Raw genomic sequence first — 24,287 nt, forward strand, 5'->3', positions numbered from 1 at the left:
CCGTGGTTTCCCCCACCCCCGTGCCGGAGCCCTCCCGGGCGCTCGCTGCGTGCCGTGAGCTGCTCGGCGCACGCACCGCGGACGACGTGGTGGCCGCGCAGTCCGGGTGGGCGGTGCCGTGCAACGACGTCCTCGCGGCGGACGCACACGGGGCGTGCCGTCACACAGTGGCCGGGGCGTTCCTCGGGGCCGCGGAACCGCCCCGGGCGCTGCACGGGATCACGGTGCGGGCGAACCAGCGCCCGTCGGACGCCGAGGGCTCGGCGGCCCGACTCGCGTGCGCCTCCCCGCACCGCGCGGACCGGGCCACCGTCCTGCTGGACGCCGCCGTGGCCGCGCACGGGGTCGTGCGCCACGAGGACCTGCTGTCCGCGCAGCTGGACACCGCCGCACCGCACTGGCCGCGGCTGCTGCGGAGTCTCTTCGTCGAGCCGGTGCGGTCCACGGAGGGGACGTCCGCCGAGGACTCGCCCGCCGTCGTCTCGCCGGCCGCTGACTCGCCCGGTGCGGCCCGCCCCGGTGCGCCCGGGCGACGGCTGTCCCACACGGCCTCCTGGGTGCGCGCCCGGCTGCTCGCGTGGGACGGGGACATGTCCGCCGGCTCCACGACGGCCTCGTGGTTCGGGGTGTGGCGCGACGCGTTCGTGCAGGAGCTCGTGGCGAGCACCGACCTGTCCGCGCTCTCGGCGCCCACGGGCATGCCCGCCCTGTGGGATCCGTTCCTGCACGGCACCGGGCGCGTGGGGCTCGCCGTGGAGAACATCGTGCGCCGAGCGCCGGCCCTGGGTGTGGACGTCACCGGGTGCGCGCTGGCCGCCGTGGAACGGGTGGCCGAGGAGCACCTCGGGCCCGCCGGATCCGTGCTGCCGCCGTGGGGAACCCTGCACGCCTTCACCCCGTGGCGCGCCGACCCCGCCATGACACCCGCCCAGCCCGTGCCCGTGGGCGGGGACACCGACTGCCTGCTCGCGGCCGGCACCCTGCCCGGCACGGGCCCCGCGTGCCTGCGCGTGCCCGCGGCCCGGGTGCTGTGGGACCTCGCCGACCCGGCGGCGTCGTGGTGGATCACCCCCGATCCCGTGGACCGCGGCCGGCTGGACGAGGCGCCCGTGCACCGCTGGGCGCGCGGCGAGACGGACCAGGCGCTGCCGTTCGTGCCCGCGGGCGCCGTGGGCACTACGGGCGGCGTGATCGACCTGGGCACCCTTCCCGGGGATTCACAGGACACGGCGGGCCACGCTTCTGGACCTCACGCACGGCTGCGCCCCGTGGATCCCGCGCACGACGCCGCCGTGATCCACGAGTGGGTCAGCACACCCCGCGCGCGCTTCTGGGGCATGACCGGGCTCAGCCGTGAGCAGGTCGAGGAGGTCTACGCGTACCTGGCCGACTCCCCCACCCACCACGCGTGGCTCCTGGAGCTCGACGGCGCCCCCGCCGGGATCTTCCAGAGCTACGAGCCGCACGCCGATCCCGTGGGTGCCGCCTACCGGGTGGAGCCCGGGGACCTCGGGGTCCACGTGCTGCTGGCTCCCACGGAGCACCGCACTCCCGGGCTCACCGGGGCGTTCGGACGGCGCGTGCTCGAGCAGATCGCCCGCCACGGCACCGCGCGGCGCATCGTGGCCGAGCCGGACGTCTCCAACGACCGCGCCCTCACCCGGCTGGAGGCCACCGGCTTCGAGCTCGGCCCCGCCATCGACCTGCCGGGCAAGACCGGGCGGCTCGCGTTCCTGAGGCTGGACGGCGGATCGGCCTCCGGGTGACGTGACGGGCGCGCGGACCCGTGGGAGCGGCGTCGGGGCGCGCGGCAAGGCCCCCGGTCACCGCCGCATGCGTGCGGGCGGTGACCGGGGGCCTCGTGGTGCGGGCGGGCCGACCGGACGGCTCAGTCGCGCGTGAGGCGGCGGTGCGTGAGGCGCTTGGGGCGAGCGGCCTCGGCGCCCAGGCGCTCCACCTTGTTCTCCTCGTACGCCTCGAAGTTGCCCTCGAACCAGTACCAGTTGTCCGGGTTCTCCTCGGTGCCCTCCCACGCGAGGATGTGGGTGGCCACGCGGTCCAGGAACCACCGGTCGTGGGAGACCACCACGGCGCAGCCGGGGAACTCGAGCAGGGCGTTCTCGAGCGAACCGAGGGTCTCCACGTCGAGGTCGTTGGTGGGCTCGTCCAGCAGCAGCAGGTTGCCGCCCTGCTTGAGGGTCAGGGCCAGGTTCAGGCGGTTGCGCTCACCGCCGGAGAGCACACCGGCCTTCTTCTGCTGGTCCGGGCCCTTGAAGCCGAAGGCGGAGACGTACGCGCGGGACGGCATCTCCACCTTGCCCACGTTGATGTAGTCCAGCCCGTCCGAGACGACCTCCCAGAGGGTCTTCTCCGGATCCAGGTTGGCGCGGCCCTGGTCCACGTAGGAGATCTGCACGGAGTCGCCCACCTTGAGCTCGCCGCCGTCCAGCTCCTCGAGGCCCACGATGGTCTTGAACAGCGTGGACTTGCCCACGCCGTTGGGGCCGATCACGCCCACGATGCCGTTGCGCGGCAGCGAGAACGAGAGGCCGTCAATGAGGGAGCGGTCGCCGAAGCCCTTCTTGAGGTCGCTGGCCTCGATGACCTGGTTGCCCAGACGCGGTCCCGGAGGGATCTGGATCTCCTCGAAGTCCAGCTTCCTGGTCTTCTCGGCCTCGGCCGCCATCTCCTCGTAGCGGGCCAGACGGGACTTGGACTTGGTCTGACGGCCCTTGGCGTTGGAGCGCACCCACTCGAGCTCGTCCTTGAGGCGCTTGGCCTGCTTGGCGTCCTTCTTGCCCTGGACCTCCATGCGCTTGGCCTTGGTGTCCAGGTAGGTGGAGTAGTTGCCCTCGTACGGGTAGAGGCGACCGCGGTCCACCTCGCAGATCCACTCCGCCACGTGGTCCAGGAAGTACCGGTCGTGGGTCACGGCCAGCACGGCACCGGGGTAGCTCGCGAGGTGCTGCTCGAGCCACAGCACGGACTCGGCGTCCAGGTGGTTGGTGGGCTCGTCCAGCAGCAGCAGGTCCGGCTTCTCCAGCAGCAGCTTGCACAGTGCCACGCGGCGGCGCTCACCACCGGAGAGCACCTTGACGTCCGCGTCCGGCGGGGGGCAGCGCAGGGCGTCCATCGCCTGCTCGAGCTGCGAGTCGAGATCCCACGCGTTCGCGGCGTCGATCTCCTCCTGCAGCTTGCCCATCTCCTCCATGAGGGCGTCGAAGTCGGCGTCCGGCTCGGCCATCTCCGCGGAGATCTCGTTGAAGCGGTCGAGCTTGGCCTTGATCTCGCCCACGCCCTCCTCCACGTTGCCGAGGACCGTCTTCTCCTCGTTCAACGGAGGCTCTTGCAGCAGGATGCCCACCGAGTAGCCAGGGCTCAGCCGGGCCTCACCGTTGGAGGGCTGGTCCAGCCCCGCCATGATCTTCAGGATGGTCGACTTGCCCGCGCCGTTCGGGCCCACGACGCCGATCTTGGCGCCCGGGAAGAACGACATGGTGACGTCGTCCAGGATGACCTTGTCGCCCACCTTCTTGCGGGCCTTGTTCATGGTGTAGATAAATTCCGCCATGCCCTCCAGGCTACCGCGCCGCCGTGCCCCCGCGAGCCACGATTCCCACAGGGGGCACGGCGGTGTGGTCGGTACCACGACACGCCCCGGCCCTCACGAGGCTGCCGCCGCGGACGCCCCCTCCTCGCTCTTCGAGGTCTCCCGCGCGGAATCCTCGCCGGAACCGCCGGAGCCGTTCGCAGCGGCGTCGTGATCGTCCTGCTGACCCAGGCCGTCGAACGTGTGGTCGTCCTTGTCCACCGCGATCAGCGCACCCGAGGCGAGGTCCACGAACCCGTCCTCACCGAGGCCCAGGGACTGGGCGTCCCGGTACCGGGCGTCCCCGCCCGGCTGCGCCTCACCGCGCACGACGCCGCTCGTCCCCTCCTCGGGGCCCTCCCCGGCATCCTCCCGGGACTGCCCCGTCCCGAAGTTCTCCGCGCGTGGACCCCGGCCACCGGATCGGGAGAAGTTCGCGGTGCCGAAGCTGAGGTCGTGGCCCACGGCCGCGGCGTCCACCTGGACCACGGTGCGCGGCCCGGTCTCCGACTGCCACTCGTTGATGCCCAGCTTGCCCGTGACCACCACGGGGTGCCCGCAGCGGACGCTCGCCATGACGTGCATGGCCAGGGAACGGAAGCAGCGCACGGTGTACCAGTTGGTGCTCGTGTCGTGCCACGAATTCGTGGCGGCGTCGAACCGGCGGGTGGTGGTGGCCAGGCGGAACCGGGCGACCATGGTGCCGTCCTCGAACAGGCGGGACTCCGGGTCCTTGCCCACGAATCCGCGCAGGGTGATGAGTTCGCTCATGAGGTGCTCCTCGTCTCAGATGTGAGGTGTCGGTGCGGATCCCCCGGCGCTGACTGCCGTGCTCCGGTGAACTCGCCCGGCCCCGGTGCGGGGCTGCCCCCACTGTGGATCGCCACCGCGCCGGTGCCGCGGCGGGAACCGGAACTGGGGAGCGCTCCGGCGGGGAGAACGTCCAGCGCACGGTTGTGCAGTGCCGACGGCGCGGTGTCTGCACGGATGACGTCCTCGCGTTGCTAAACTGAGTCGTCGCTTCGCGGCCCGCCCCAGTAGCTCAGTGGATAGAGCAGGAGCCTTCTAATCTCTTGGTCGGGGGTTCGACTCCCTCCTGGGGCACCACGAAACGCCTGGTCAGAGGGGCGTTGGATCGGCCTCGTTGACACGGGGCCGGTTTACGTTGACGCGGCCCTGTTCTTGGCCCGCCCCCGGTGTCCGTTCACGTGTCGAGACTCGGGGATCACCCCACCTCAGGGCAGTGGTGGCCACGCGCAGCATCCGCAGGGGTGGAGCACCACGGTCCGGTCAGTGCCACGATGGCCTCACACCGTCAGCGACGAGAGGCTCCGCCATGACCACCTCCCAGCACGTCCACACCTCCTCCACCCCGGAGAGCTTTCTCACCCCGGCCATGCGCGCCCTCGAGAACGCGCGGGCCCTGGACCCGGTGGTCCGCGCCGCGGACGTCCTCTCCTCGGTGGCCACGGTCAACGAGAGCGTCCGCGAGCTGCTGCGGGGCAAGCGCCTGGGGCATGCGCTGCACCCGCTGCTCATCGAGGTCCCCATGGGCACGTGGCTGAGCGCGCTTGCCCTGGACGTTCTGGGCGGGCCGGACGAGCGCCGCGCGGCGCGGCTGCTCACGGGTGTCGGCGTGCTGTCGGCGGTGCCCTCCGCGCTCACCGGGTGGGCCGAGTACTCCGGGCTCCAACAGCGCGACCGGCGCGTGACCGTGGTCCACGCCGGCGCCAACGGCGTCGCCACCGGACTGCAGGCCGGCTCGTGGCTCGCTCGACGCTCTGGGCGTCACGGCATGGGCCGCGTGCTCGCCGTGGGGGCCATGTCCGCCGCGGGTCTTGGCGGGTACCTGGGCGGTCACCTCTCGGTGTCGCGCCAGGTGGGTTCGCGGGACGTCGCCTACCAGGACGGCACCAACGGCCGTCTCTGAGACCGGATTGACTCGCCGGCCGGCGTGACGCTTCCTGGAACGGCCCCGGGGCCCACCACCCGAGGCGCCGGGTGAAGAAGACTCCGTCGAACCCCTCGTGGTGGTGTCGAGCGGTCCCGAGGTACCCGTGGCGCGGTAGTGCCGCGGGTTCTCGGTCATGGCCGTGGTCCGTGCGAGGCCTCATCCGTGGCGTCCGCCCCGCTGGGGACGTGCAGCGGCGTCGTCCCTCAGTGGCCGTAGAACAGCCGCTCGAAGACCGAACGGGACTGCCGGGTGATGCGCAGGTAGTCCTCCTCCAGCTGCGTGGCAGAGCCGGGTTCGTAGCCGATCCAGCGGGCCACGGCCTCGAGGTCCGCCCGCCGGGAGGGCACCGAGTCCGAGGCGCGGCCCGAGCGCAGCACGTTGCCGTTGCGGATGTCCGTGGCGAGCTTCCACGCGTGCTCCAGGATCGAGGCGTCCTCGGGCCCCACGAGCTCCGCCGCGACCGCCGCGTGCAGGGCGGGCAGCGTGGACGTGGTGCGCAGCTCGGGAACCTCGTGACCGTGTCGCAGCTGCAGCAGCTGCACGAGCCACTCCACGTCCGAGAGCCCGCCGCGGCCGAGCTTGACCTGCCGCAGCGGGTCCGCGCCGCGCGGCATGCGCTCGCTCTCCACCCGGGCCTTCATGCGGCGGATGTCCACGAGCTGGCGGTCCGTGAACTCGGCCGGGTAGCGGTGGCGGTCCACCACGCGGAAGAACGCGCGGGCCACCTCCTCGGAACCGGCCATGAACCGGGCGCGGGTGAGGGCCTGGAACTCCCAGGTCTCGCCCCATCGCTCGTAGTACTCCGCGTAGGACGCCACCGAGCGCACCTTCGCGCCCGAGCGGCCCTCCGGACGCAGGTCGTTGTCGATCTCCAGCACCCGTTCGGCCTGGATGGGCGGCGTGCACGGCTGCTTGAGCAGCTTGACCATGCGGGTCAGCACGGCCTCCGCAGCAGTCTGTGCATCCCCCGCGTCCGCCCCCTCGACGGGCTCGTAGGCGTACACCACGTCCGCGTCCGAGCCGAAGCCGATCTCCCGCCCGCCCTGGCGGCCCATGGCCACCACCAGCAGCTTTGCGGGCAGCTCGGCCTCGTACTCCTTCTGGGCCAGGTGCAGCGCGGCCATCACGGTGGCCTGGTCCACGTCGGACAGTCCCGCCACCGTGGTCTCCACGTCGGCGACGCCGCTCGTGTCCGCGAGCGCGATCCGCAGCTGCTCGCGCCGCCGGATCTGCCGGACGGCCCGGATGGCCTCGTCCGGGTCCCGGTGCCGTGTGAGCTGCGAGCGCATCTCCACCCCCAGGTCCTCCAGGCTGCGAGTGGCCAGCAGGGAGTCGTCCCCCAGCCAGGCGGTGGACTCCGGGGAGACCTCCAGCAGGTCGGAGACGTAGCGGGAGCTGGAGAGGATGCTGCACAGCCGTTCCGCGGCGGCGTTGGAGTCCCGCAGCAGGCGCAGGAACCACGGGGTGGTGCCCAGGGACTCGCACACCCGGCGCAGGTTCAGCAGACCGGCGTCCGGGTCCACGCCCTCGGCGAGCCAGTCGAGCAGGACCGGCAGCAGGGTCCGCAGGATCTCGGCCCGCCGGCTGACGCCACGGGACAGCGCCTCGATGTGCCGCATTGCGGCCCGGGTGTCCTGGTAGCCCAGCGCAGCCAGGCGGTCACGCGCCGAGTCCGTGGTGAGGGTGGTGTCCGCCGGGGCGTTCGCGAGCGCCGCGAGCATCGGGCGGTAGAAGATCCGCTCGTGCATCGAGCGCACGCTGCGCTTGAGCCCCGACCACTGCTCCACGAGCTTGGCCGCGGTGGGGTGGCTGCCCTCCGTGGCGCCATCGATCGAGCGCGCGATCACCGCCAGCTCCCGCTCGTCGCGGGGCATCAGGTGGGTGCGGCGCAGCCGGAAGAGCTGGATCCGGTGCTCCAGCAGCCGCAGCCACCGGTAGTTGCGCCCGAACTCCTCGGCGTCCTTGCGCCCGATGTACCCGCCCGAGGACAGGGCCGCGAGCGAGTCCGTGGTGGCCCGCGTCCGCACCGTCTCGTCGCCGCGACCGTGCACGAGCTGCAGCAGCTGCACGGTGAACTCCACGTCCCGCAGCCCGCCGGGCCCGAGCTTGATCTGGCGGTCCCGGTCCGCCTCGGGGATGTTCTCCGTGACGCGGCGCCGCATGGCCTGCACGGACTCCACGAAGCCCTCGCGCTCCGCGGAGGACCAGATGAAGGGGGCGATCGCGTCCTCGTAGCGCTCCCCCAGCTCACGGTCCCCGGCCACGCACCGGGCCTTGAGCAGGGCCTGGAACTCCCAGGACTTCGCCCAGCGTTTGTAGTAGCGCACGTGGGAGTCCAGTGTGCGCACCAGCGGCCCGTCCTTGCCCTCGGGGCGCAGGTTCGCGTCCACCTCCCACAGGGCGGGTTCCGGACCGGTGGCCATCATGGCCTGGGCGAGCTGGTGCGCGAGCTCCGTGGCGATCTCGGTGGCCGTGTTCTCGTCGGGCACCTCTCCGGACTCCGCCGCGCGGGTCTCCATGACGTGCACGACGTCCACGTCCGAGATGTAGTTCAGCTCGCGCGCGCCGCACTTGCCCATGCCGATCACGGCCAGACGCACCTGCTCCACCAGCGCGGGGTCCCAGCGCTCGTGGGCCTGGGCACGGGCCACGGCCAGTCCCGCCTCGAGCGCTGCCCCCGCCAGGTCCGCGAGCTGGCGGCCCACGGCGGGCATGTACGCCACCGGGTCCAGGGCGCCCACGTCCCGTATGGCCACCCGCGCGAGACCCCGGCGGTAGGCCACGCGCAGCGCCTTCTGCGCCTCCTGGCCCGTCACGGTGGCCACGGGTGTCTCCGCGTCCGGATCCGCGCCCACGGACTCGAGCAGCTGGCGGCGCAGTGCGTCCGGCTGCTCGGCGCCCGGCTGGTCCTCGGGGCGAATGTACAGCAGGTCGAGGTTCTCGGGAGCGCGCAGCAGGAACTCACCGAGCGCCTCGGAGGCCCCCAGCAGCCGGAACATCGTCTCGGAGTCCGCGGGATCCCCGGTCACGCGCCGGGCCACCTCCGGGTGCTGCTCGATCAGCCGCACGATCAGCTGCAGCGCCACGTCCGGCGACGCCGCGTGGGCCAGCCCCTCGAGCAGCCGCGGCAGGTCCACGGCGTCGAGCTCGGGGAAGCCCAGCCACCGCCGCGCGTTGGTCACGTCCGCGAAGCCCACGCCGATCAGCTGCTTCGCGGAGATCGTCTCCGCGCGCTCCTTGGCCGTGGCGCCCTGTCCCGCGGTTCCCCCGCTCCCGGTGCTCACTGTCGGCGCCTACAGGATGCCCAGGTTGGTGCGCAGCTCGTACGGGGAGACCTCCTGGCGGTACTGGTCCCAGTCGCGGCGCTTGTTGCGCAGGAAGTACTCGAAGACCTGCTCCCCCAGCAGCTCGGCCATGAACTCGGACTCCTCGGTGAGCCCGATGGCGTCGTGCAGGCTGGACGGCAGGGGTTTGTGCCCCACGGCCCGGCGCTCGGCGCTGCTCATGGAGAAGACGTCGTCCATCTCCACGGGCGGCAGCTCGTACTCGTTCTCGATCCCCTTGAGCCCCGCACCGATGAGCGCGGCGTAGGAGAGGTACGGGTTCGTGGCGGAGTCGATGCCGCGGTACTCGATGCGCGAGGACTGCACCTTGTCCGGCTTGTAGAGGGGCACGCGCACCAGGGCGGAACGGTTGTTGTGGCCCCAGGACATGTAGGAGGGCGCCTCGTCCCCGGCCCACAGCCGCTTGTACGAGTTCACGAACTGGTTGGTCACGGAGGTGAACTCCGGCGCGTGGCGCAGCAGCCCGGCGATGAAGTGGCGGCCGGTGTCCGAGAGCCGGAACTCCGCCCCGGCCTCGTAGAACGCGTTGGTGTCCCCCTCGAACAGGGAGAAGTGCGTGTGCATCCCGGAACCGGGGTGGCGCGAGAACGGCTTGGGCATGAACGTGGCGTAGCTGCCCTGGGACAGGGCCACCTCCCGGACCACGGTGCGGAACGTCATGATGTTGTCCGCGGTCTGCAGGGCGTCCGCGTAGCGCAGGTCGATCTCGTTCTGACCCGGCCCCGCCTCGTGGTGGGAGAACTCCACGGAGATCCCCACGGCCTCCAGCATGCTCACCGCGCGGCGCCGGAAGTCCTGGACCACGCCGCCGGGGACGTGGTCGAAGTAGCCCTCGTAGTCCACGGGCACGGGCTCCCCCGTGCGGGGGTCCAGCTCCGGGGAGCGCAGCAGGTAGAACTCGATCTCCGGCGCGGTGTAGCACGTGAACCCCATGTCGGAGGCCTTGGCGAGCACCCGCTTGAGCACGCCCCGGGGATCCGCGGCGGAGGGCTCACCGTCCGGGGTCTTGAGGTCGCAGAACATGCGGGACGTGGGCTCGTCCTCGCCGCGCCACGGCAGCAGCTGGAACGTGGAGGGGTCCGGCTGCAGCAGCATGTCCGACTCGAACACCCGGGACAGTCCCTCGATCGAGGAGCCGTCGAAGCCGAGACCTTCCTCGAACGCGGACTCCACCTCCGCCGGGGCCAGCGCGATGGACTTCAGGGTGCCCACGACGTCCGTGAACCAGAGCCGCACGAAGCGCACGTCCCGGTCCTCGATGGTGCGGAGAACGAATTCCTGCTGACGGTCCATGGGTCCACCTCGGATTCCTCGGGGCTGCGGCACAGCGGTTCACGAGCTCGGTGTCCGGGTGCGCGCACCCGACGGAGCCAGCCCCCACTGTATCGGCCCGCGCCGACATCCCGGTCAGAGCGCCCCGAGCTCGGTGCCCGCCTCGTCGAAGCCGCCCGGTGCGGGGTCGTCCTGGCACCCACCAGCCGAAGAACCCGGGTGTTCCGGGCCGAGGCACGCGGCCGGGGAACCCGGGGTTTCCAGGCCCACGGACGCGGCCGGGGAATCCCGCCCCGCGCGGCGGTGCCGCGGGGTGCGGGAGGTGGTCGACCGGCGTCGTGCGCCCCGCGGATCCCGGCCGCGACGCCGTCCCGACGGCCGGTAGGCTGGAGCGATGACCGACTCCCAGCCCGTTCCCGGGGCCCCCGCGACACCCGCCCTCGCCGACGTCAAGCGCGTGCGCACCGTGCACCTGCGGCGCGCCAAGGACGCGGGCGAGAAGTTCTCGATGCTCACCAGCTACGACGTCCTCACCGCCGGGATCTTCGACCGCTCCGGCGTGGACGTGCTGCTCGTGGGCGACTCGCTGGGCAACACCGTGCTGGGCCACGAGAGCACGCTCCCGGTCACGCTGGAGGACATGGTCGTGTTCGCGGCGGCGGTGGTGCGAGGCGTGCAGCGGGCGCTCGTGGTGGTGGACCTGCCGTTCGGCTCCTACGAGGAGTCCCCCGCCCAGGCCGTGCGCAGCGCCGCGCGGATCATGAAGGAGACCGGCGCGCACGCCGTCAAGCTCGAGGGCGGTGAGGCCGTGGCGGAGCACATCGCCGCGGTGGTCCGCGCGGGGATCCCGGTCATGGGGCACGTGGGCTTCACCCCGCAGTCGGAGCACGCGCTGGGCGGCTTCCGCATCCAGGGCCGCGGTGGGGCCGCTGAACAGCTGCTCCGGGACGCCGGCGCCGTCCAGGACGCCGGCTGCTTCGCCGTGGTGCTGGAGATGGTGTCGGCGGACGCCGCCACCGCGGTGGAGGACGCGCTGGAGATCCCCACCGTGGGCATCGGCGCGGGGAACGTGACCACCGGGCAGGTGCTCGTGTGGCAGGACATGCTGGGACTGCGCACCGGGCGCGTGCCGCGGTTCGTGCGCCAGTACGCCGATCTTGCTCGGGTCGCGGGCGACGCCGTGTCCGCCTACGTGGCGGACGTGCGCTCGGGAGCGTTCCCCGCGGAGGAGCACACCTACCGCGGGTGACGACGCCGCCCGCCCCCTCTCGGGCTCAGTCGCCCTGGAACGCGGCGTCCTCGTCGTCCCACCGCTTGGTGTTCTCCGCGGCGTGCTCCAGTGCCCTGGCCGCTTCCTCGCGCGTGGCGTAGGGGCCCATGAGCTTGCGGTAGTCGTCCTGCGGGCCCTCCTCCACCTGCTTGGTGTAGAGGTTGAACCAGTACTCGGCCATCTGCTGCCTCTCTCTCCGGCGCGGCGCGCCGTCTGCCCGCCGGGAGGCGGGTCGCGAACACCCGGGCGGAACGAGCCCGGGACCCAAGGCTTAGGCTAGTTGCTGAACCAGGTCCCCGGGAGGCACCGACGCCCCGGATCACACCAGTCCACCGCCGCAGGAGGCATCGACCCATCGTGACCAGTCACAACCTCGCCCCAGCACCCGGATCCACCGCCCCGACCGGCGCGCTGCGCCCCGGCTCGCTCTCCCCGCTGCGGCCCGTGCCGCGCGGCATCGAGCGCCCCGAGTACGTGGGGCGGACCGAGCCGGACGAGGGCAGCGCGTCCAACGTCTACACCCCGGAGGAGGTCGAGCTGGTGCGCGAGGCCGGGCAGATCGCGGCGCGCGCCCTGCAGGCCGCGGGTGCCGAGGCGAAGCCGGGGGTCACCACGGACGAGCTGGACCGGATCGCCCACGAGTACATGTGCGACCACGGGGCCTACCCCTCCTGCCTGGAGTACCGCGGTTTCCCCAAGTCCATCTGCACGTCTCTCAACGAGGTCATCTGTCACGGCATCCCGGACTCCACGGTGCTCGAGGACGGGGACATCATCAACCTGGACGTGACCGCCTACAAGAACGGGATGCACGGGGACACCAACGCCATGTTCTTGGTGGGGGACGTGGACGAGGACTCGCGGCTGCTCGTCGAGCGCACGCTCGAAGCCACCAACCGCGCCATCAAGGCCGTCCGCCCTGGTCGCGAGATCAACGTGATCGGCCGGGTCATCGAGAAGTACGCCCAGCGCTTCGGCTACGGCGTGGTGCGGGACTTCACCGGCCACGGCGTGGGGCGCGAGTTCCACACCGGGCTGATCGTCCCGCACTACGACGCCGCCCCGTCCTACAGCACCGAGATGGTCCCCGGGATGATCTTCACGATCGAGCCCATGCTGACCCTGGGAACCATTGCGTGGGACCAGTGGGAGGACGACTGGACCATCACCACGCACGACCGCATGCGCACCGCGCAGTACGAGCACACCATGGTCGTGACCGAGGACGGCGTGGAGATCCTCACCCTCCCGTGATCCGCGCACGTCGGCCCGTAAACTCGAAGGCACGGGGCGAGCGGGAGAACTCCGCCGCCCCGGAACAGCGTCAGACCGTGAACCGAAGGGACCGTTCATGAGCTCAGGTACTCCGCAGGGTGTCGTCTCGCAGTACGGCATTGGAATCGACATTGGTGGTACCGGCACCAAGGGCGGGATCGTGGATCTCGCCACCGGCCAGCTCGTGGGCGAGCGCTTCCGCATCCCCACGCCGCACCCGGCCACCCCGGAGGCGGTGGCGGACGTGGTGCGCCAGATCGTGGACGAGCTGCAGTCCCGGCCGGAGGCCCCGGCACCGGACAGCAACGTGGGCATCGTGTTCCCCGCGATCATCAAGAACGGCGTGGCCCTGTCCGCCGCGAACGTGGACAAGTCCTGGATCAACACGGACGTGGACGCACTGATGACCGAGACCCTGGGTCGCGAGGTCGAGGCGCTCAACGACGCCGACGGCGCCGGTCTCGCCGAGGCGCACTACGGCGCCGGCAAGGGCAAGGAGGGGCTGGTCATGGTGATCACCCTGGGCACCGGCATCGGCTCGGCCATGATCCTCAACGGTCAGCTCGTGCCCAACGCTGAGCTCGGCCACCTGGAGATCGACGGCCACGACGCCGAGACCCGCGCCTCCGCGGCCGCGCGCGAGCGCGAGCAGCTGCCCTGGAAGAAGTGGGCGACCAAGCGGCTCCAGCGCTACTTCTCCCACGTGGAGTTCCTGTTCTCCCCGTCGCTGTTCGTCATCGGCGGCGGCGTGTCCAAGAACTCGGAGAAGTTCCTCCCCTACCTCGAGCTGCGCACGCCGGTGGAGATCGCCGCCCTGCGCAACAACGCGGGCATCGTGGGTGCGGCCCTGTGGGCCCAGCAGTGCCGCGGCGCCCAGGCCGCCAAGCCGGTCATCGACCCCGTCGACTGAGCACCCGGTGAACCCCGAAGGCCCCGCGTCCTCACGGATGCGGGGCCTTCAGGGTCGGTGCCGCCGCCGTGCGGACACGGAACGGGCACTGCAGACAGAGCGAGACCCCGATGACGTCCGCGGCTTCCCCTCCGCAGACCCCCGGGGTCTCGTGGTTCGAGTCTATGCGCTCCTCCGGGCGGGGGCAAGCACCGGATTCAGGGCACCAGCAGGGATGCGAGATCCGTGAGGAACTCCCCCACCTGGGCATCCACCTTGAGCGTGGCCAGCTCGTCCGCGCCGGTCACCCCGTGGTTGACGATCACCACGGGCTTGCCCTCCCGGGCCGCCTGCCTGACGTAGCGTCTGCCCGAGTTCACCGTGAGGGAGCTGCCGGCCACCAGCAGGGCGTCCGCGTGCGTCACCATCCGTCGGGCCAGCGCCACGTTCAGTGCCGTGGCGTTCTCCCCGAAGAACACGACGTCCGGCTTCAGCACCCCCTGGCAGACCGGGCAGTCCCAGACCCGGAACCCCGCGGTGTGCTCCACGGTGGCATCGGCGTCCGGGGCGTACTCCACGTCCGCCGCGGAGTCCATGCCGTCGTAGAAGCCGGGGTTGAGCTCGTCGAGGTAGCGCGAGACCTCCTCCCGGGGGAAGCGCGAGCGGCACGAGGTGCACACGACCCACGCGTAGGTCCCGTGCAGGTCCACGACCGCGAGTGATCCCGCCTTCTGGTGCAGACGGTCGATGTTCTGGGTGATGATCCCGTCCACGGCGCCTGCCGTCTCCAGGGTGGCCAGAGCCGTGTGCGCCGCTGACGGCTCGGCTCGCGCCACGAAGTGCCAGCCGAACTGGTTGCGCGCCCAGTAGTGGCGGCGGTTGCCCACGTCCGCCATGAACTCCTGGTAGGTCATGGGGTTGCGGGGTTTCGCATCGGGTCCCCGGTAGTCGGGGATTCCGGAGGACGTGCTGACCCCGGCCCCCGTGAGGACGGCGATCCTGCGCCCCACGAGCAGCTCGTGGACGGGACGCAGCCCCGCGCGGGCGTCCAGGGCATGGGGGTCCGGGAACAGGTCCCGGTCCACGGGCGTGCCGTACCCGGCACGCAGCACCCGCGCCGGCATCTCAGGACCGGGGGAGGTTCTCGAGGACGGTGCGCAACCGCTCCCACGAGCGGGACTCGGTCATGTCCGCTGCACTGACGTCCCGGACCACGCCCTGGGAGTCCACCGTGATCGTGTGCCGCCGGGCGCACCCCTCCTGCTCGTCGAACACGCCGTAGCGTCGCGCCACCTCACCGTGGGGCCAGTGGTCCGAGAGCATCTCGAAGTCGTAGGACTCCTGCCGGGCGAAGGCGTCGAGACAGTGGTGGCTGTCCGTGGACACGCACAGCACCGTGGCACCGAACTCCTCGAACGTGTCGGTGTGGTCCTGCAGGTGGCACAGCTCGTCCGTGCAGATGGGCGAGAACGCGAACGGGAAGAACACCAGCACCACCGGCGCACCCCGGAACTGCGCGAGCGTGCGGATCTCGCCGTCCCTGTTGGTCAGCGAGAAGTTCGGTGCTGCGGATCCGATGTCGCTCATGTCGTCCTTTCCCACGGCGCGGCCGGCGGGTGGCCGGGCACCTCAGAAGTTGCGCTTGGGGGCCAGTCGCGAGACGGTCCAGTCGGAGGAGACACGCGCCGCACTGGTGACGTGGAGGCCTGCGGTCGAGGCGGCCTCCTGGATGTCGGCGGGAGAGACGTGGTCCTCGCGGCCGGCCTTGGGGGTCAGGAGCCAGACCACGCCGCCGTCGTCGAGGGTGGTCTGCACGTCCACGAGCTCGTCCACGAGATCACCGTCGCCGTCGCGCCACCACAGCACTACGGCGTCCACGACCTCCTGCGCGTCCTCGTCGAACAGCTCAGAGCCGATGGCCGCCTCGATCCGCTCCCGCAGGTCCGCATCGACGTCGTCGTCGTAGCCGAACTCCTGGACGTAGTCGCCGTCCTTCAGGTTCAGCTGCTCCGCAATGCTCTCCTCGGGGGCTTTCGCCTCGCTCACCGTGTCTCTCCTTCTCAGCTGTGTCGTGCGGGTCCCCGGTTGACCGCCGGTCGGCGGTCCGGGCCCGTACCCACCGTGACGGGAGCGTCGACGGTGCGTAATAAAGACAACACTGGTTTAGCGCCACGTTCAAGCCACGGCGCGGGCCCGCCACCAAATCACCACGGGTTGCGCTGTCCTCCGGGGACGGCCAGGAGAGTGGCGATGCAGAGATGTGACGCGCAGAACGCCGCCGGGGCAATCCCCCGGGCCGTAGCCTGTGACACCATGAAAGGACCACGGGGGCGGACACGTCTCCGTCCACCCGACGCCTGACACACCGCTCCGCCACCGGGCACCCCGAGCACACGGAGCTGACGATAGAGAGGTTCTCGTGTCTTCCGACAGCAATCACCACATTCTGAGTGGCTTGACGAACAATCTCCAGGACGCGGACGCGCAGGAGACGCAGGAGTGGATCGAGTCCTTCGACGCGCTGATCCAGGCCCAGGGCACGGCGCGGGCGCAGTACATCATGCGCGCCCTGCTGCAGCACGCCGGCACGCACTCCGTGGGTGTCCCCATGGTCACCACCTCCGACTACGTCAACACCATCCCCGTGGACCAGGAGCCCGAGTTCCCCGGTGACGAGGAGATCGAGCGCCGCTACCGTGCCTTCCTGCGCTGGAACGCGGCCGTCATGGTCCACCGCGCGCAGCGCCCCAACGTCGGAGTGGGCGGTCACATCTCCTCCTACGCCGGCGTGGCCACCCTCTACGAAGTGGGCCTGAACCACTTCTTCCGCGGTCCCGAGCACCCCGGTGGCGGCGACCAGGTGTTCTTCCAGGGCCACTCCTCCCCCGGCAACTACGCCCGTGCGTACCTAGAGGGCCGCCTCACGGAAGAGCAGCTGGACGGGTTCCGTCAGGAGAAGACCAAGGCCCCGAACGGCCTGCCCTCCTACCCCCACCCGCGCAGCCTGCCCGACTTCTGGCAGTTCCCCACCGTGTCCATGGGCATCGGGCCCATGAACGCCGTGTACCAGGCGCAGTTCAACCGCTACCTGCACAACCGCGGGATCAAGGACACCTCCGAGCAGCACGTCTGGGCGTTCCTCGGCGACGGTGAGATGGACGAGCCCGAGTCGCGTGGTGTGCTGCAGCTCGCGGCCAACGACAAGCTGGACAACCTGACCTTCGTGGTCAACTGCAACCTGCAGCGTCTCGACGGCCCCGTGCGCGGCAACGGCAAGATCATCCAGGAGCTGGAGGCGTTCTTCCGGGGTGCCGGCTGGAACGTCATCAAGGTCGTGTGGGGCCGCGAGTGGGACGCCCTGCTCGAGGCTGACCACACCGGTGAGCTCGTGCGCATCATGAACGAGACCCTGGACGGCGACTACCAGACCTTCAAGGCGGAGTCCGGCGGCTTCGTGCGCGACCACTTCTTCGCCCGGTCCGCGGCCACCAAGGAGCTCGTGGCGGACTACACCGACGAGCAGATCTGGAACCTCAAGCGCGGCGCCCACGACTACAACAAGGTCTACGCGGCGTACAAGGCGGCGCTGGAGCACAAGGGCCAGCCCACCGTGATCCTGGCCCAGGGCATCAAGGGCTACGGCCTGGGCCCGCACTTCGAGGCGCGCAACGCCACCCACCAGATGAAGAAGCTCACGCTGGAGGATCTCAAGGCCTTCCGCGACCACCTGCGCATTCCCATCACGGACGAGCAGCTGGAGTCCGATCTCTACAACGCCCCGTACTACCACCCGGGCCCGGACTCCCCCGAGATCAAGTACATGCTGGAGCGCCGCAAGGAGCTGGGCGGCTTCGTCCCGGACCGTCCGCACCCCCAGAAGGAGATCACGCTGCCCTCGGAGCGCGCCTACGCCTCCGGCAAGAAGGGCTCGGGCAAGCAGATGGCGGCCACCACCATGGCCTTTGTGCGCATCCTCAAGGACCTGATGCGCGAGAAGGACTTCGGTCACCGCATCGTGCCGATCATCCCCGACGAGGCCCGCACCTTCGGCATGGACTCGTTCTTCCCCACGGCCAAGATCTACAACCCCAACGGGCAGAACTACCTCTCCGTGGACCGCGAGCTGATGCTCGCGTACAAGGAGTCGGCCCAGGGTGTGATCCTGCACCCCGGGATCAACGAGGCCGGCGCCACCGCGGCCTTCACCGCGGCGGGCACGTCCTATGCGACCCACGGCGAGACCATGATCCCGGTCTACATCTTCTACTCGATGTTCGGGTTCCAGCGCACGGGTGACGAGTTCTGGGCGGCTGCGGACCAGATGGCCCGCGGTTTCGTGATCGGCGCCACCGCAGGACGCACGACCCTGACCGGTGAGGGCCTGCAGCACGCGGACGGGCACTCCCCCCTGCTGGCCGCGACCACCCCCGCCGTGATCCACTACGACCCCGCCTACGGCTACGAGATCGCGCACATCGTCAAGCGAGGCCTCGAGCACATGTACGGCACGGGCGACGAGGACCACAACGTCATGTACTACCTCACGGTGTACAACGAGCCCATCCACCAGCCCGCGGAGCCCGAGAACGTGGACGTTGACGGCATCGTCAACGGCATCTACCTGCTCAAGCCGGCGGAGACCGAGGGCCCGCGCGCCCAGCTGCTCGCCTCCGGCGTGGGTGTCCCGTGGGCGCTCGAGGCCCAGCAGATCCTCGCCGACGAGTGGGGCGTCTCCGCAGACGTGTGGTCCGTGACCTCCTGGACCAACCTCCGTCGTGACGCCATGGCTGCCGAGCAGGACGCGTTCCTGGACCCCGAGTCCGGGGCCCGCACGCCGTACATCACCCAGGCGCTGGCCGGGGCCACGGGTCCCGTGGTCGCCACGAGCGACTACGCCTCCCAGCTGCCGGACTCCGTGCGGCAGTACGTCCCCAACGACTGGGCCTCCCTGGGCGCCGACGGCTTCGGGTTCGCCGACACCCGGGCCGGTGCCCGCCGGTTCTTCACCATCGACGCCCACTCGATGGTGGTGCGGACCCTGGAGATGCTCGCCAAGCGCGGCGAGATCGACTGGTCCGCCCCGGCCGAGGCGCTCACCCGGTACAAGCTCACGGACCCCGCTGCCGGCACCTCCGGCAACGCCGGGGGCGACGCCTGAGCCGTCCCGCATCACCGACCCACCGCCCCCGCGCCCCTCACGGCGCGGGGGCGGCGTCGTTCCGGTGCGGGCCCGAGCCCGGGGCGCGGCCGACGCTGGGCCCCGGGCTCGGGGAACCGTGCAGGGCATCGACTACCCTCGTCTCATGCCCACCGACGCCTCCGGGTCCGCGCCCCGCAAGCCCCGCACCTCCCGCCGGGTGACGTGGCCCCTGCGCGGTCGGCAGCAGGCCGCACCGCACCCCAGGACCCTGGAGAACCTCAAGGCCAACCTCGGGCAGGTCTCCACGGTGGCGGTTCAGCGGCTCGCGAGCACCCTGCCGTGGTTCTCGCAGCTGCGCCCGGACGAGAGGTCCGAGCTGGGCCTGCTGGCGCAGCGCGGCATCGCGTCCTTCGTGCGCTGGTACGAGAACCCCAAGGAGCCGGTGTGGGTGCTCACGGAGATCTTCAAGCAGGCCCCCACGGAGCTAACCCGGTCCATCACCCTGCAGAACGCCCTGCAGGTGCTGCGGATCGTCGTGGACGTCGTGGAGGAGAAGGTTCCCGAGCTCGCGCAGCACAACGACGAGGTGGCACTGCGCGAGGCCGTGCTGCGGTTCTCCCGCGAGGTCGCGTTCGCCGCCGCGGACGTCTACGCCAAGGCTGCCGAGAACCGCGGATCGTGGGACGCCCGCCTCGAGTCCCTCGTGGTGGACGGCATCCTGCGGGGCGACCACTCGGACAACCTGCGCTCCCGGGTCTCGGCGCTGGGTTGGACGGACCGGGGGGACGTGACCGTGGTGGTGGGACGCGCGCCGAGCACCAACGGGCCCGCCGGCGTGGAACGGATCCGCCGCGTCGTCGAGCGCCACGCGGCGGAGTGCCTGGTGGCCATCCAGACCGACCGGCTGGTCCTCGTCCTGGGTGGTCTCAAGGACGGGGCCCGGTCCCTGTCCCGGCTCGCGAGCGTGTTCGGGGAGGGTCCCGTGGTCCACGGTCCCCCCGTGGCCACCGTGTTCGAGGCCAAGGAGTCGGCGGACCGCGCCAACGCGGGACTTCGAGCGGTGGCGGCCTGGCCCCAGGCACCCCGCCCCACGGATTCCGAGGACCTGTGGCCCGAGCGGGCCATCAGCGGGGACCCGCTGGCGCTCACCGCCATGGTCGACGCCGTCTGGGAGCCGCTGTCCGCCTCCTCCACCGGCCTGGTGGACACCCTCACCACCTACCTCAGCGTGGGACACTCCCTGGAGGCCACGGCGCGCGAGCTCTTCGTCCACGCGAACACCGTGCGGTACCGGCTCCGGCGCGTCAGCGACATCACCGGCTGGGACCCCCTGCTCCCCCGGGACGCCTTCGTGCTGCACTGCGCCCTGCTCGCGGGGCGGCTGTCGAGCACCGACTGACATCGGCTTGTAGGGAAGCCACAAATCCCCCTGCCCGGCTTGGTGCGGCCCGGTGTGCCGCGAGGGCCCCCTGACTTGGTGGAATGAACGGGTGATTGCACTCGTCTGCCCCGGTCAGGGGTCACAGAAACCAGGATTCCTCACCGAGTGGCTGGCCGTGCCGGGCGTTCCCGAGCACCTCGCGCAGCTCTCCGACGCCGCCGGGCTGGACCTCGCGCACTACGGCACCGAGGCCGACGAGGACACCATCAAGGACACCGCGGTGGCCCAGCCGCTGATCGTCGCCGCAGGACTGCTCGCCGGGCGGCTGATCGCCCCGCAGCTCGAGGGACGCTCCGACGTGGTGCTCGCCGGACACTCGGTCGGTGAGATCACGGCTGCGGCCCTGGCTGGCGTGCTGACCGAGGCTGAGGCCATGCGCTTCGTCCGGGTCCGCGCCACCGAGATGGCCGCCGCCGCCGCGGCAACCCCCACGGGCATGGCCGCCGTCCTCGGCGGCACCCCGGAGGACGTGGCCGCCGCCGTCTCCGCCGTGGGCGCCACGGCCGCGAACGCCAACGGGGGCGGTCAGGTGGTAGCAGCAGGAACCATCGAGCAGCTCGACGCTCTCGCCGAGAACCCGCCCACCCGCGCCAAGGTGGTCAGGCTCAAGGTGGCCGGCGCCTTCCACACGGAGCACATGGCCCCCGCACTGCAGCCACTGCGGACCCTCGTTCCCGAGCTCTCCCCCCAGGATCCTGAGCACGCGCTGCTGAGCAACCACGACGGCGCCCGCACCACCAGTGGCGCGGCGTTCCTGGACTCCCTCGTGGAGCAGGTGTGCCGCCCCGTGCGCTGGGACGCCTGCATGGCAACCCTCTCGGACATGGACGTCACGCAGATCGTGGAGCTGCCGCCCGCCGGAACCCTCGTGGGACTGGCCAAGAGGGGCCTCAAGGGTGTCCCCGCAACGGCGGTCAACACCCCGCAGGACCTGGACCAGGTGCGGAGTACGCTGGCCTGAAAAGGGTGGTGATCCACCCGCACTCGCTGAGATCCGCACCATCGAAGGAGTCGGCCTCCCGTGGCGACCATCAAACAGAACATTCCCCACGCCCACACGCGCATCCTGGGCATCGGCGCCTACCGGCCGTCGGAGATCGTGACCAACGACGACGTCTGCCAGTGGATCGACTCCTCGGACGAGTGGATCGTCAAGCGCACCGGCATCCACACCCGTCACCGTGCCCCGGCTGACGTGTCGGTCCTGGACATGGCGGAGCACGCGGCACGCGAGGCGCTCGAGAACTCCGGCCTCACCGGTGACCAGCTGAGCACGATCATCGTCTCCACGGTGTCCTTCCCCTACCTCACCCCGTCCCTGGCCGCGAAGCTCGCGGACCGGCTCGGGGCCACGCCCGCCGCGGCGTACGACGTCTCCGCGGCGTGCGCGGGGTACTGCTACGGAATCGCGCAGGCGGATGCGCTCGTGCGCTCCGGTGACTCCACCAACGTGCTCGTGATCGGCGTGGAGAAGCTCTCCGACGTTATCGACAACTCGGAGCGCTCCATCTCCTTCCTGCTCGGCGACGGCGCCGGGGCCGTGGTGATCGGCCCCTCGGACGTCCCCGGGATCGGTCCGTCGGTGTGGGGCTCGGACGGTTCCAAGTGGGACGCCATCCGCATGACCCACCCGCTCACCGACATCCGCGCCGTCGAACGCGGGGGTCAGCGCAGCTTCGCCAAGGATCTCGTGGATCCCGAGACCGGTGAGATGGACCCGGACGCCACCATGTGGCCCACGCTGCGCCAGGACGGGCCGACCGTGTTTCGCTGGGCCTCCTGGGAGGGTGCTCGCGTGGCCCAGGAGGCCCTGGACGCCTCCGGTCTGGCCCCGGAGGACCTCGCCGCGTTCGTGCCGCACCAGGCCAACATGCGGATCATCGACCAGATGGCCAAGGTGCTCAAGCTCCCCGAGTCCGTGATCGTTGCCCGGGACATCGCCGAGGCCGGCAACACCTCCGCGGCCTCCATCCCCCTGGCAACTCACCGTCTGCTCGCGGAGCACCCGGAACTGTCCGGCAAGCCCTCGCTGCAGATCGGCTTCGGGGCCGGTCTGGTGTACGGCGCACAGGTGGTGCTCCTGCCCTGATCCAGTCCCCGGGGTGTCGTAGGGTTAGACCGCACACCTCTTGTCCACGGGCCGCCCGAGCGATCGGGCGCTCCGAGCGGGGGTTCCACCGAAACCCCGTGGTCACGAAGAACGGTTGCGTTGCGCGACCTCAACGAAAGGAAGCCGAAATGGCGAGCAAAGACGAAATCCTGGCCGGCCTGGCAGAGATCGTGAACGAAGAGACCGGCCTCGAGACCGAAGCCGTGCAGCTCGAAAAGTCCTTCACCGAGGACCTCGACATCGACTCGATCTCCATGATGACCATCGTGGTCAACGCCGAGGAGAAGTTCGACGTCACCATTCCCGACGAAGAGGTCAAGAACCTCAAGACCGTCGAGGACGCCGTCAACTTCATCGACAACGCCCAGGCCTGATGCCCGGGCGAGCGGTGGCGCACCCCCTGTGCAGGAGGTGCGCCACCGCCGTCACGCCAGGTGGCTGGACAGCAGCAGCTCCTGGAACACCTGCGATTTTGGACACGAGGAAGTGCAGAACATGTCCCGCAAAGTAGTCGTCACCGGCCTGGGTGCCATCACGCCCATCGGTGGGAACGTCCAGGAGACCTGGAAGAACGCCCTCCAGGGCGTCTCGGGCGTTCACGCCCTCGAAGAGGACTGGGTCGAAGAGTACGACCTCCCCGTCCGCATCGGCGCGCAGTGCCCCAAGCCCGCGGAGGACGTCGTGTCCCGCGTGCAGGCCAAGCGTCTGGACCCTTCCGGCCAGCTGTCGGTGGCCGCGGCCCGCGAGGCCTGGACCGACGCCGGGTTCTCCGGCAAGGACGCGGACTCCAGCGACGACGTCGACCCGTTGCGTCTGGGCGTTGCCTTCGGCACGGGCATCGGTGGTGTGTGGACCCTCCTGGACGGGTGGGACACCATGCGCACCAAGGGGCACCGCCGTGTCAAGCCCATGACGGTTCCCATGCTCATGCCCAACGGCAACGCCTCCTCCGTGAGCATGGAGTTCAAGGCCCGTGCCTGCGCCATCACACCCGTGTCAGCCTGTGCCTCCGGGACCGAGGCCTTCTTCCAGGGTCTGCAGCTGATCCGCTCCGGCAAGGCGGACGTGATGATCGTGGGGGGCGCCGAGAGCGCCATCCACCCCATGAACATGGCCGCCTTCAACTCCATGCAGGCGCTGTCCCGCCGAAACGACGAGCCCGAGCGGGCCTCCCGCCCCTTCGACATGGACCGTGACGGATTCGTCATGGGCGAGGGCGCCGGTGCGGTGATCCTCGAGTCCGAGGAGCACGCCAAGGCGCGTGGCGCCCGGATCTACGCCGAGCTGGCCGGTGCCGGGCTCAGCTCGGACGCGTTCCACATCACTGCTCCGGCCACCGGTGAGGCTGGCGGCCCCGCCCGTGCCCTGCGGGAGGCCATGGAATCCGGGGACTTCACCCCCGCGGATGTCAAGCACGTCAACGCCCACGCTACGTCCACCCCCGTGGGTGACGTGCCCGAGGCGAGTGCCCTGCGTGTGGCGTTCGGGGACGCAGTGGATCAGATGGCCGTGTCCGCCACCAAGTCGATGACCGGCCACCTGCTCGGCGGATCGGGTGCCGTGGAAGGTGTCCTGGCCGTCCTCGCCCTGACCGAGCGGGTGGCGCCCTGCACCATCAACCTGGAGAACCAGGATCCGCGCATCGACCTGGACGTGGTCACCACGGCGCGGGAGCTGCCAGCCGGTGACATGGTCGCGATCTCCAACTCCTTCGGGTTCGGCGGTCACAACTCCGTCGCCGCTTTCCGGTCGATGTAACGGCGCCCCGGGCTCCCTCTCGGGTTCCGGTAGCGCACCCGTGACAGAGCCCCGGTGGTCCCCACAGCGGGGAGCACCGGGGCTCTGTTGTTGTCAGGCCTGAGCCGCGCGGTCGGGCGGGAGCTGGGCGCACCGGTTCGCGGTGAAGAACAAAGGAACTGCGGCGCCCCACACCGGTTCTTCCGGAGGGATCAGAACCCCCAGGTCATGGATTGCACCACCTCACCAGAGACGGCCCCCGCCAC

The 24,287-nt window shown here is 70.7% G+C and carries 19 protein-coding genes and 1 tRNA gene; 12 read left to right on the forward strand and 8 right to left on the reverse strand.

What is annotated here, in order from left to right; translation table 11 throughout:
• Nucleotides 1-1,766 (forward strand): GNAT family N-acetyltransferase (locus tag D9R02_RS06010; RefSeq protein ID WP_121566542.1); only part of this gene is annotated, 1,766 nt, incomplete at its 5' end.
• 122 nt (nt 1,767-1,888) lie between these two features.
• On the opposite strand, the gene ettA is transcribed toward D9R02_RS06010, so the two are convergent.
• Both ettA and D9R02_RS06020 read right to left on the reverse strand, forming a co-directional pair.
• The gene (ettA, locus tag D9R02_RS06015) at nt 1,889-3,571 is read right to left on the reverse strand and encodes an energy-dependent translational throttle protein EttA (RefSeq protein ID WP_019309003.1); all 1,683 of its coding nucleotides are present in this window, start codon (nt 3,569-3,571) and stop codon (nt 1,889-1,891) included.
• A gap of 93 nt (nt 3,572-3,664) precedes the next feature.
• A complete protein-coding gene (locus tag D9R02_RS06020; protein WP_121566543.1) occupies nt 3,665-4,360 on the reverse strand; it encodes a single-stranded DNA-binding protein in 696 nt (231 codons plus the stop codon).
• Between the two features lie 260 nt (nt 4,361-4,620).
• Here D9R02_RS06020 and D9R02_RS06025 point away from each other — a divergent pair.
• Both D9R02_RS06025 and D9R02_RS06030 read left to right on the forward strand, forming a co-directional pair.
• Nucleotides 4,621-4,696 (forward strand) — tRNA-Arg (locus D9R02_RS06025).
• Nucleotides 4,697-4,925: 229 nt separating this feature from the next.
• Nucleotides 4,926-5,519 carry a DUF2231 domain-containing protein gene (locus D9R02_RS06030; protein WP_047978123.1) on the forward strand — a complete coding sequence of 198 codons (594 nt, stop codon included), beginning with the start codon at nt 4,926-4,928 and terminating at the stop codon, nt 5,517-5,519.
• Nucleotides 5,520-5,746: 227 nt separating this feature from the next.
• On the opposite strand, the gene D9R02_RS06035 is transcribed toward D9R02_RS06030, so the two are convergent.
• Nucleotides 5,747-8,827 (reverse strand): bifunctional [glutamine synthetase] adenylyltransferase/[glutamine synthetase]-adenylyl-L-tyrosine phosphorylase, encoded by a 3,081-nt coding sequence (locus D9R02_RS06035; RefSeq protein WP_259463917.1) that lies wholly within the window; start codon nt 8,825-8,827, stop codon nt 5,747-5,749.
• 9 nt (nt 8,828-8,836) lie between these two features.
• Nucleotides 8,837-10,180 carry a glutamine synthetase family protein gene (locus tag D9R02_RS06040; protein ID WP_019308999.1) on the reverse strand — a complete coding sequence of 448 codons (1,344 nt, stop codon included), beginning with the start codon at nt 10,178-10,180 and terminating at the stop codon, nt 8,837-8,839.
• Between the two features lie 373 nt (nt 10,181-10,553).
• Here D9R02_RS06040 and panB point away from each other — a divergent pair, with 373 nt between their 5' ends.
• Entirely contained in the window at nt 10,554-11,408 is an 855-nt protein-coding gene (gene panB, locus D9R02_RS06045; RefSeq protein ID WP_121566544.1) for a 3-methyl-2-oxobutanoate hydroxymethyltransferase, read from the forward strand.
• Between the two features lie 25 nt (nt 11,409-11,433).
• On the opposite strand, the gene D9R02_RS06050 is transcribed toward panB, so the two are convergent.
• Nucleotides 11,434-11,697: an SPOR domain-containing protein gene (locus tag D9R02_RS06050; protein WP_337459365.1), complete on the reverse strand. Its 264-nt coding sequence runs from the start codon at nt 11,695-11,697 to the stop codon at nt 11,434-11,436.
• An 89-nt stretch (nt 11,698-11,786) separates the two neighbouring features.
• Here D9R02_RS06050 and map point away from each other — a divergent pair, with 89 nt between their 5' ends.
• Both map and ppgK read left to right on the forward strand, forming a co-directional pair.
• Entirely contained in the window at nt 11,787-12,683 is an 897-nt protein-coding gene (gene map / locus D9R02_RS06055; RefSeq protein WP_019308996.1) for a type I methionyl aminopeptidase, read from the forward strand.
• Nucleotides 12,684-12,780: 97 nt separating this feature from the next.
• Nucleotides 12,781-13,614, forward strand: coding sequence for a polyphosphate--glucose phosphotransferase (ppgK, locus tag D9R02_RS06060; protein ID WP_019308995.1), 834 nt, complete (start codon nt 12,781-12,783; stop codon nt 13,612-13,614).
• Between the two features lie 197 nt (nt 13,615-13,811).
• Here ppgK and D9R02_RS06065 read toward each other — a convergent pair whose 3' ends face one another.
• From D9R02_RS06065 to D9R02_RS06075, 3 genes are read right to left on the reverse strand one after another with little or no spacing between them, the layout of a single operon-like run.
• The gene (locus D9R02_RS06065; protein ID WP_019308994.1) at nt 13,812-14,717 is read right to left on the reverse strand and encodes a Sir2 family NAD-dependent protein deacetylase; all 906 of its coding nucleotides are present in this window, start codon (nt 14,715-14,717) and stop codon (nt 13,812-13,814) included.
• Nucleotide 14,718: 1 nt separating this feature from the next.
• Entirely contained in the window at nt 14,719-15,180 is a 462-nt protein-coding gene (locus D9R02_RS06070) for a redoxin domain-containing protein (RefSeq protein ID WP_070638301.1), read from the reverse strand.
• Between the two features lie 42 nt (nt 15,181-15,222).
• Nucleotides 15,223-15,639 (reverse strand): DUF3052 domain-containing protein, encoded by a 417-nt coding sequence (locus D9R02_RS06075; protein WP_019308992.1) that lies wholly within the window; start codon nt 15,637-15,639, stop codon nt 15,223-15,225.
• Nucleotides 15,640-16,012: 373 nt separating this feature from the next.
• On the opposite strand from D9R02_RS06075, the gene aceE reads away from it, so the two are divergent.
• The 6 genes from aceE to D9R02_RS06105 all read left to right on the forward strand — a co-directional run bounded on the left by aceE (nt 16,013) and on the right by D9R02_RS06105 (nt 24,042).
• On the forward strand, nt 16,013-18,751 hold the full coding sequence (gene aceE / locus D9R02_RS06080) for a pyruvate dehydrogenase (acetyl-transferring), homodimeric type (protein ID WP_121566545.1): 2,739 nt from the start codon (nt 16,013-16,015) through the stop codon (nt 18,749-18,751).
• Nucleotides 18,752-18,896: 145 nt separating this feature from the next.
• Nucleotides 18,897-20,132 (forward strand): PucR family transcriptional regulator, encoded by a 1,236-nt coding sequence (locus D9R02_RS06085; RefSeq protein ID WP_059281361.1) that lies wholly within the window; start codon nt 18,897-18,899, stop codon nt 20,130-20,132.
• Between the two features lie 91 nt (nt 20,133-20,223).
• Complete coding sequence (locus tag D9R02_RS06090; protein WP_059281351.1) at nt 20,224-21,135, forward strand: ACP S-malonyltransferase; 912 nt, start codon at nt 20,224-20,226, stop codon at nt 21,133-21,135.
• A gap of 60 nt (nt 21,136-21,195) precedes the next feature.
• Nucleotides 21,196-22,263, forward strand: a complete 1,068-nt coding sequence (locus D9R02_RS06095; RefSeq protein ID WP_047978129.1) for a beta-ketoacyl-ACP synthase III — start codon at nt 21,196-21,198, stop codon at nt 22,261-22,263.
• Between the two features lie 149 nt (nt 22,264-22,412).
• Nucleotides 22,413-22,658 (forward strand): acyl carrier protein, encoded by a 246-nt coding sequence (locus D9R02_RS06100; protein WP_012398145.1) that lies wholly within the window; start codon nt 22,413-22,415, stop codon nt 22,656-22,658.
• Nucleotides 22,659-22,779: 121 nt separating this feature from the next.
• Nucleotides 22,780-24,042, forward strand: a complete 1,263-nt coding sequence (locus tag D9R02_RS06105; RefSeq protein ID WP_059281350.1) for a beta-ketoacyl-[acyl-carrier-protein] synthase family protein — start codon at nt 22,780-22,782, stop codon at nt 24,040-24,042.
• Nucleotides 24,043-24,287: the final 245 nt, after the last annotated feature.

The sequence above is a fragment of the Kocuria rhizophila genome (assembly GCF_003667225.1).
Taxonomy (GTDB): domain Bacteria; phylum Actinomycetota; class Actinomycetes; order Actinomycetales; family Micrococcaceae; genus Kocuria; species Kocuria rhizophila.